The organism is Cysteiniphilum sp. 19S12-1 (assembly GCF_052030685.1).
Lineage (GTDB): Bacteria > Pseudomonadota > Gammaproteobacteria > Francisellales > Francisellaceae > Caedibacter.
Map to the genome: position 1 here is coordinate 56,384 of NZ_JBQAJM010000014.1, position 9,206 is coordinate 65,589.

General features: G+C 40.1%; 9 protein-coding genes. 6 read left to right on the forward strand and 3 right to left on the reverse strand.

From position 1 onward, the window contains the following. Positions 1–98: 98 nt before the first annotated feature. Positions 99–1,337, reverse strand: a complete 1,239-nt coding sequence (locus tag ACTS4L_RS06310) for a pyridoxal phosphate-dependent aminotransferase (RefSeq protein WP_440617089.1) — start codon at positions 1,335–1,337, stop codon at positions 99–101. 164 nt (positions 1,338–1,501) lie between these two features. Next, entirely contained in the window at positions 1,502–3,061 is a 1,560-nt protein-coding gene (glpD, locus tag ACTS4L_RS06315; protein ID WP_440651832.1) for a glycerol-3-phosphate dehydrogenase, read from the reverse strand. 228 nt (positions 3,062–3,289) lie between these two features. Between glpD and rpsT the strand changes: the two genes are divergently transcribed. From rpsT to ACTS4L_RS06345, 6 genes are all read left to right on the forward strand, one after another. After that, on the forward strand, positions 3,290–3,565 hold the full coding sequence (gene rpsT / locus ACTS4L_RS06320; protein WP_440617092.1) for a 30S ribosomal protein S20: 276 nt from the start codon (positions 3,290–3,292) through the stop codon (positions 3,563–3,565). A gap of 72 nt (positions 3,566–3,637) precedes the next feature. Continuing rightward, complete coding sequence (gene lpxD / locus ACTS4L_RS06325; RefSeq protein ID WP_440617093.1) at positions 3,638–4,660, forward strand: UDP-3-O-(3-hydroxymyristoyl)glucosamine N-acyltransferase; 1,023 nt, start codon at positions 3,638–3,640, stop codon at positions 4,658–4,660. Between the two features lie 22 nt (positions 4,661–4,682). Then, a complete protein-coding gene (fabZ, locus tag ACTS4L_RS06330; protein WP_440617094.1) occupies positions 4,683–5,135 on the forward strand; it encodes a 3-hydroxyacyl-ACP dehydratase FabZ in 453 nt (150 codons plus the stop codon). 2 nt (positions 5,136–5,137) lie between these two features. Next, entirely contained in the window at positions 5,138–5,911 is a 774-nt protein-coding gene (gene lpxA, locus ACTS4L_RS06335) for an acyl-ACP--UDP-N-acetylglucosamine O-acyltransferase (protein WP_440617095.1), read from the forward strand. Then, complete coding sequence (gene lpxB, locus ACTS4L_RS06340) at positions 5,911–7,047, forward strand: lipid-A-disaccharide synthase (protein ID WP_440617096.1); 1,137 nt, start codon at positions 5,911–5,913, stop codon at positions 7,045–7,047. Before lpxA ends, lpxB begins: the two co-directional genes overlap by 1 nt. 76 nt (positions 7,048–7,123) lie before the next feature. Further along, on the forward strand, positions 7,124–7,888 hold the full coding sequence (locus ACTS4L_RS06345; RefSeq protein ID WP_440617097.1) for a cell division protein ZipA C-terminal FtsZ-binding domain-containing protein: 765 nt from the start codon (positions 7,124–7,126) through the stop codon (positions 7,886–7,888). Positions 7,889–7,907: 19 nt separating this feature from the next. Here ACTS4L_RS06345 and ACTS4L_RS06350 read toward each other — a convergent pair. Then, positions 7,908–9,206: calcium-binding protein (locus ACTS4L_RS06350; protein WP_440651834.1), on the reverse strand; the 1,299-nt coding region annotated here is incomplete at its 5' end.

Genomic DNA, 9,206 nt, shown 5'->3' on the forward strand with positions numbered 1-9,206 from the left:
GTTTATCGTAACTTATTATTGATTCATTACTAATGCTCAGCCAACCATTGCATAGTGAAAATTTAGTCAACATGTAATCATAGTCAAAGCAATAATAGCTACAATGCTTCATTCAGCATCTCTTGTATTCTATCCAAGCCCAACTTGATCTCCTCAAAGCTTGGTCCAAAGCTTAAGCGCACATATTTCTTTAAACGTGTATTAACCACTTTGCGACGCTGACCAGGATTCACATCAAAGAACTCACCTGGCACGCAAATCACTTTATACTGCAATAAGGCTTTAAAAAACTTCATACCATCAGCAAGACTCTCTGGCAGGTTTTCCAAAGAAGCAAAACAATAAAAGCCCCCTTCTGGCACTTTGGATAGCACAAAGCCCATTTCTTTCAATCGTGACATCATGTAATCACGTTTTTTGACAAACTCTTGTTGAATTGAATCTGCTTCTTGATCAGCATGTTTGAGATCTAATAATGGCACAACTGCCTTTTGTATCGCGTGCACCGCGCCACCATCTAAAAATGACCCCGCTGAAGCAATGCCTTCAATGACATCTTTTGGTCCCAATGTCCATGAGATACGCAGCCCTGGATAACGCCAGTTTTTGGTCAACCCATCAACAATCAAGATATTATCTTTATCGACATCTTTGATATACGCGGCAGCACTTAATGTTTTTTGGTTTTGCTCATATAAATAGTGAGAATAAAACTCATCAAATATCATCGAGCAACCGATATTTTTCGCTGAATTAATCAATTGTTTTAATGCATCACCAATAATAATTTGCCCTGTTGGATTACATGGATTAGATAAAAGCATTGCCCCCAAACCCATATTAATCATTGCTTTTTCCATCTCAGCAACATTCGGTTTAAAACCTTCGGCAGTACGATAAGAAATCGGCATAGAGACAAAGCCGCCAAAGACATTTAACAGCTCTTCATAAGCGGTATAATCCGGTAAAAAATGTCCTAAATTAATATTACTCATTGTTGCTGCAATTCGGCACAGTGCCGAGCGCCCCCCAGAGGAAATCGAGACATTTTCATAGGTATATTGCGATTTTTTGTCAAAACGATAACGTTGATTATATAGCTCAGCCACTGCCTTTCTCAACTCAACATCTCCCGCGACGGGGCTGTACTCAGCTGAGATTTGATCTAATGAGATATCTTTCAAGCGTGCTGGACTTTGAGGCATATCTCCTGTTTCAGGTGCACCTTGCCCGAGATTTGACCATTCAGGATTACCATAATAAAACCCATGCGCTTGCGCTTTAGACATCACATAAATCACCCCAGTTTTAGGGACTTTCTTAAAACTACTTTCCATTTAATTTCCTTTGTTTTTCTGCGTAACTAATCATATTAACCATCCCCGGAGCATAGTCGAAGGGTACGGATGAAAACAACAAATGGCTTCGACTAACGCTCAGCCAACAATGTCAATCGCACCCTAAGCATGGTCAAATGGTACGTTTACGTTTAAGCTTGCATTTACAGTGTTTTAAAATAATTTTCTAACCATTGCGTCAATTGCGCTACTTTATCTTTTTTCAGCCATAACCCAAGCTTACTGCGACGCCATAACAACGCATCAACATCGCGCACCCATTCATGTTCAATCAAGTATTCAACTTCCTGCTGATATAGGTTATAACCAAAACATATCCCTAAATCATCATAAGACTTCGCATCTTTTAACACATCAATACTCTGCATCCCATACGATGATGCCAAGCGATAAGCGTGCTTATCCTGAAGCCATGGGTAAGTAGTGTTGAGCTTTGCCAAAATTTCGCTAAATGAGGCTGCTTCACCACCTGGTGTTGCAATCTTATCCGTTGTGCATGCTTTCATATCAGGGAAAAACGGTTGCAACTTATCAATCACATGCTTCGACAAAGTGCGATAAGTCGTGATCTTGCCACCAAAGATTGATAATACGGGTAATTCACCCTGATCATCTTCAAGCTCCAAGTGGTATTCACGCGTAATTTTAGACGGATCCTTGGCATGATCATCATATAGCGGACGCACACCAGCATAGCTCCAAACAACGTCTTTAGGTGAAATCTTTCTTTTGAAATAACCATTAATCAACTCACACAGATAATCCGCTTCTTCATCACTAATTTTTATATCTCTTGGATCACCTTGGTAATTAACATCCGTCGTACCAATTAAGGTAAACTCATTGTTATGCTCGCTAGTAAAACCATATGGCAGCGCAAAGACAATACGCCCATCTTCATTTTGTAAAATATATGCATGATCACCCTCATATAACTTAGGTACCACAATATGACTGCCTTTGATCAAACGCACTGCCGATTTAGAACTCGTTTCTAGCACATCATGAATAATATCCGCAACCCAAGGTCCTGCGGCATTAACAACGGCCTTAGCAAGCACGATTATTTGATCACCTTTATCATCTACAAGTTTTGCTTGCCAGCTACTGTTTACCTTTTTCACTTTTTTTACCTCAACGCATTGATACGGCATCAAGATTTTGGCACCATGTGCTTTGGCTTGTTGAGCATTAAGCATCGTCATCCGCGCATCATCAATCCGGCAATCCGAATAAGCAAAACCAACAGTGAAATCATCAGTCAAATTTTGACCTTCTAGCGTATTAACCAATGAGATCTTTTTTGATTTTTTTAATGACATTTTACCTGCGAGAAAATCATATAAAAACATGCCAACACGAATCATCCACACTGGGCGCAAATGTTTGGCATGCGGCAAAACAAAACGCAGAGGATGAATAATATGCGGTGCTTTTTTCAGAAGTACTTCACGTTCTTTTAAGGCTTCTTTAACGAGCTTAAACTCATATTGTTCTAAATAACGCAAGCCGCCATGCACCAATTTACTGCTAGCTGATGAGGTTGCACAAGCAAAATCTTTTGCTTCACAAAGCGTCACATCTAAACCTCTTAATGTCGCATCAACAGCAACGCCTGTACCATTAACCCCGCCACCGATCACCAAAACATCGGTATGAATAACATTCTTTTCTTGCTTTTCTTGTTTTTGTTGTGCTTGCATGACTTTATTTTCACCGTTTAGGTTGATAAGCAGGTTGCTATTGTAGCCAAAATTAAACCTTTTTTCTAATGATTAAAATCACAGTGTTGACTTATCATTCAAATCGGTTCAAAATACGCTGCGATTTTAAATTAGCAGTTGATCCTATTTCAGAAAAGCGTGTCCGTTTCTTGATTGTGGTGATCTGTCACTTGATACCTAAAAAAATTAAATAATCGGAGAAGAACATTGGCTAATAGTAAGCAAGCTAAAAAACGTGTAAGACAAGCAGAGAAAAACCGTCAACATAATATGTCTCGTCGTTCAATGATGAGAACTTTCATGAAGAAAACAGTTAAAGCAATCGAAGCAAGCGATTTATCTTTAGCAAAAGATTGCTTTGCCAAACTTCAACCAGTATTAGATCGTTACGCCACTAAAGGCTTGATCCACAAGAACAAAGCAGCACGTCATAAGAGCCGTCTTGTTGCTAAGATCAAAGCATTGGAAGTTGCTGCTGCGTAATCGCGCATCAGCCAATTGATCAAAAAGCTCCTTGATGGGGCTTTTTTTTTATATGCATAAGGATATATAAACATGTACTCACTTAAAACACTTGCCGAAGACCTTGGTGGTTATGTCCATGGTGATGAATCTGTTATTGTCGATCGTTTAGCAACGCTTAAAGGTGCGAAATTAGGACAACTGTCATTCCTAGCCAATAGCAAATATATCAACGACCTTAAAGACACTAAAGCTTCAGCCGTTTTATTAACCAAAGAAGCACTTGATCTCTGTCCGACAAATGCAGTGGTTCTTGATAACCCTTATCTTGCCTTTGCTAAGGTTGCCGCTTTATTTGATCGCACGCCTAAGGCCAGTGCTGGCATTCACCCAAGTGCGACAATCGCAAGCTCTGCTAAAATTGCTGCCAATGCATCCATTGCTGCCAATGTTGTCATTGGTGAGCATGTTATCATTGCTGAAAATGCGATTATTGGTGCTAACTCTGTCATCATGGATAACTCAAGCATAGGCACAAAAACAGAAATCAAGCCTAATGTTACGATTTATCACGGCGTGCACATTGGCGAGCACTGTATTGTTCATGCCAACACCGTGCTTGGCTCAGATGGTTTTGGTAATGCCAAAGATGAAAAAGGCAATTGGGTTAAGATTCCGCAAATCGGTGGTGTAACTATTGGCAATCATGTTGAGATTGGTGCCTGCACCTCTATTGATCGAGGTGCGATTGATGACACCATTATTGCTAATGGCGTAAAAATCGATAACCAAGTGCAAGTCGCACATAATGTTATCATTGGCGAGAATACTGCGATTGCTGGATCAACCGGCATTGCCGGATCCGTCACCATTGGTAAAAACTGCCTACTTGGCGGTCAAGTTGGGGTCAGTGGTCATCTGGAAATCTGTGATAACGTATTGCTAGCTGCTGCCTCAAATGTTAGTAAAAGCATTACTGAACCTGGGTTTTATACTGCAGCATTTAATGCTCGCCCACATATGGAATGGAAACGCACCAGTGCGCGCATATTTAGGTTAGATAAACTGGAAACTCGTGTTAAAATGCTCGAGCAAAAATCTAAAGATTCTGAATAAACCAACGTAAGGCACATTACACATGCAGCTTAACATTCAACAAATTAAAGAAATTTTACCGCATCGTTACCCTTTTCTATTGATTGACAAAATCCTTGATATCAACGTTGAAGAAGGCACGGTAATTGCTCAGAAAAATGTCACTGCCAATGAGGAATTTTTCAATGGCCACTTCCCAAACCAGCCGATTATGCCTGGTGTTTTAATCGTTGAAGCGATGGCGCAAGCCATTGGTATTTTGGGTGTTAAAATGATGGGTGATGATCATGATCCACAAGATCATAAGAAACTTTTTGTGCTTGCGGGGATTGATAATGTCCGTATTAAGCGCCCTGTTGTGCCAGGTGATGTTTTAAAATTTCATGCGACAATGGGCAAAATAAAGCGCGGCATGTGCAAAAGTGAGGCCAAGGCCTATGTTGATGGCGAGCTTGTTGCCAGTGCTGAGTTTCTTGCAGCTTACAGGGAAGTATAAACGTGATCGATAACAGAGCAGTCATTCATGAAACAGCAGAAATTGCTGACAATGTCACGATAGGTCCATATGCTATTATTGGTGAAAATGCCAAAATTGGCGAAGGGTGTAATATTTCTGCTCATGCGGTTATTGGTAAAAATGCTGTTATCGGCAAAAATAATCGGATATTCCAATTTGCCTCCGTCGGCGAAGAACCCATTGATCGCACCTTCCATGGTGAGTTTTCACAGCTTATTTTGGGTGACAACAACATCATTCGTGAATGTGTTACCATTCATGGAGGTACTGCCAAAGAAGATGGCATTACGCGTGTTGGTAATAATAATTTGATTATGAATTATGTGCATATTGGACATGATTGTCGTGTTGGTAACAATGTCACATTGGTTAACAATTCAGCGCTTGCCGGTCACGTGCACGTCGATGATTTTGCCACAATCGGCATCAATTCAGGCATTCACCAGTTTTGCCATATCGGTTCTTATGCTTTTATCGCGCATATGGCGCTGATCACGCAGGATGTTCCTCCTTATTTGATGGTGACGGCATCACCTACTACCTCACCTTGCGGCATTAATGTCGAAGGCTTAAAAAGAGCAGGTTTCTCCTCGCAAGATATTCGCCAAATACGAGAGGCTTATAAAGTCATTTATCGTCAAGGTTTGCGCTTAGTTGAAGCCATTGACAAACTTAAAGTCATGCAGCAAGAAACCCCCGCGATTGAGCGATTTGTCACATTGCTTGAGCACTCAAAACGCGGGATCATTCGCTAATGCGTATTATGCTTGTTGCGGGCGAGCTCTCTGGTGATCAACTGGGCGCGGGCGTTGTACGTTTACTAAGAGAACATTACCCTAATGCCATTATCGAAGGCATTGGTGGTCAGCAAATGATTGATGCCGGGCTTAAAAGCCTTTACCCCATTGAAACACTATCTGTCATGGGGCTTTTTGAGGTATTAAAGCACCTTCCTGCTATTTTGAAGGTGCGTAAAGGCATCATCAAACATTGCCAAGATAATCCACCGGATATCTATATCGGTATAGATGCGCCTGATTTTAACCTACCGATTGAAGCTAAGCTTAAAGCGCGTGGCATCAAAACCGCGCACTATGTCAGCCCTTCTGTTTGGGCATGGCGTGAAGGCCGCATGAAAAAGATTAAACGTGCAACTGATGTTGTTTTTGCTATCTTGCCTTTTGAGGAAGATTTTTATCAAAAACATGGACATAAAGCGATATTTATTGGACATCCTTTAGCTAATAAAACGCCTATGGATGAGGATACTGTTGGGGCTCGCAAACAACTTGATATTGATACAAACCCCAATAAAAAAGTCATCGCCCTACTACCAGGGAGTCGCACACAAGAGATCATTCGCATCCTACCTGTTTTCTTGCAGAGCATTGCCCAGTTAAAAAGGCAAGGTTATGAGTTTGACACCTTGCTTCCTGTAGCTAAAGAAAGTTTATATGGCGAGATTAATAAACATCAAGAACTACTTGATAAGCTTAATATTCAAAAATTCAACGGTAATGCACATAGGGTACTACAAGCCTGCGACTTTGCATTAGTCGCCTCGGGTACCGCTGCACTTGAGACAATGCTTTATAAAAAGCCAATGGTCATTGGTTATCAGATGTCGACACTTACAGCAACTATTGTTAAACATATGTTAAAAACCAAATATGTTGGTTTGCCAAATATCCTTGCGAATAAGGCAATAGTGCCAGAGCTTTTGCAGAAAAATTTCACAGCTAATCAGATTACTCATGAATTGCAACGATTCTTTGACGATCAAGAATATACTCGACAGCTTAAAGCAACATTTCAAAACCTACATCAGCTATTAATGCTTGATGCCGATCGCAAAGTCAGCGATGAAATTATAAATTTATTAGATTCTTAGCGCTTTTGTCTTTTTAATTAGGCATGCATTGATTAGAATAAGCCTCTATTGAAATACGATTATATAGATTATAAACATGACTCAAGTTCAACTGATTTTATTGCTTAGTATTATCATCGTGATTTTACTATTGATTGATGCATTTCGCCGCAGCAAACGCAAAAAATACAAGCGTGAGATGGCGAAGCTACAAGCTATTCAAGAAAAAGAAAAAGCTGTCAAAAAAGTAGCAAAGGCAGAAAAAACCCCACATAAACAAAACGCTGAAGCCAAGCAATCACAAGAAAGTGCAACATCACATGACTCGAGCACCATAGACGTTGCGCAAAAAATTGAGCTTGGCGCCGATATCAAGGTCGACCCATTATCTGATACACCGATTACCGAACTCGAAGAATCACATGCAGATTATCCACAACTTGAGAAAGGGATTGTCAGCTACTTTATTAGCGCACCGCGAGGGTATGTATTTAATGGCGAAGACTTAGATACTTTGTTTAAACATAATGGCTTAAGCTTTAATTCTGAAGATCAAAGCTTTGAGCTATTAACCCAAGATAAAGATGTACTCTTTAGCATCAAGGCAGATGCGCCAGTAAAAGGATTTGACCCTGAGAACTTCACACAAAAAGACTACACACGCCTGTTATGCCGCTGTGAAATTGCTGATCTTGTGCAATTTTACGAGCCACAAGTTTGTTTTGATCACTTCACCAAAAGCATTGAGAAAATCAATACCCGCTTAGGTGGAACACTTTTAAATGAGCATAGAAGACGCTTTACCAGTCATGACGAAAGTGCTTATAAGCGATATATTAAGCAGTTTGAAACTCAAAGCTAAGTCTTGGCACACCTCACAATTATGCACTTTTTGGCATCCATGAGTTTACTAGCACACTCTTAATTTCATCTTGTTGATCTTTATTCAATAAGTCTTCACCAACGCCACTTTCAACATTAAAGCTTGCTAACGTCTGGATGATCACATCGATTTGTTTATTACTCAGCATAAATTGACCAACCTCAATCTCATCGATTTGATGATCTTCAGCTTCAAACCAATCTTGCACAACAATTTCTTTAGGTTTGTTGTTATCAGCCAAGTTCTTAATCATCAGATTACTTACTTCACGATAAAAGCGTAAATCTGTGGTTTTAACACCATTGAGTCTCATAAAGTCACTGCTATTGTCGCTATCATAGTTATTAACAATCGTTTTTTGTGTTTGCGAAAAATCAACTGCATAGCTATCTTCTCCATTGCCTCCATGGAGATAGTTTAAATCACCATTGGCAACTAAAATATCATTATTATCACTACCTGATTGCACGTTTTCTCTTTTAAGTACCGTGCCATCGGCAAATTCAAATCCACCGACTTTCGTACGGGTATAGCCACTTAATGCATAAAAATTCTCTATAAGCACACGATTATTTTCATCATCACCAACTTGGATATCCAAATTGTTACCTTGTTTGCTTAAGCTTAAATCCTCAAAGGTAATCCCTCCACCAAAACGCAATACATCATTAAATCGATCATATGGATAGCTGCCACCACGGCGGATCGTATCAATGCCATCACCAAGCTCGTAGACATAGGTCGTTGTCGTATAATTATAGGTAATGAGTAAGTCATCTCCCTTGCCGCCAATTAATGTATTATGCTGCCAATTTCCTTGTGATAGTAAGATATCATTACCGGCACCGCCATATAAAAAGTCATTGCCATTTCCAGTAAGCGTATCATTACCTGCTTCACCATACAGATAATCACTACCACCTGCACCCATTAAGTGATCATCACCCTCACCACCTCGAAGATTCTCTGCAAAATCCGTACCAGATAACGTATTTGCTAATGCATCACCTATAATATCTGGATTTAGGCGTGCATCCTCACGCTTAACCACCGTGCCATCAGCAAATTCAAAGCCACTGACCTTCGTACGAGTATAACCACTTACCGCATAAAAATTCTCTATAAGCACACGATTATTTTCATCATTACCAACTTGGATATCCAAATTGTTACCTTGTTTGCTTAAGCTTAAATCCTCAAAGGTAATCCCTCCACCAAAACGCAATACATCATTAAATCGATCATATGGATAGCTGCCACCACGGCGGATCGTATCAATGCCATCACCAAGCTCGTA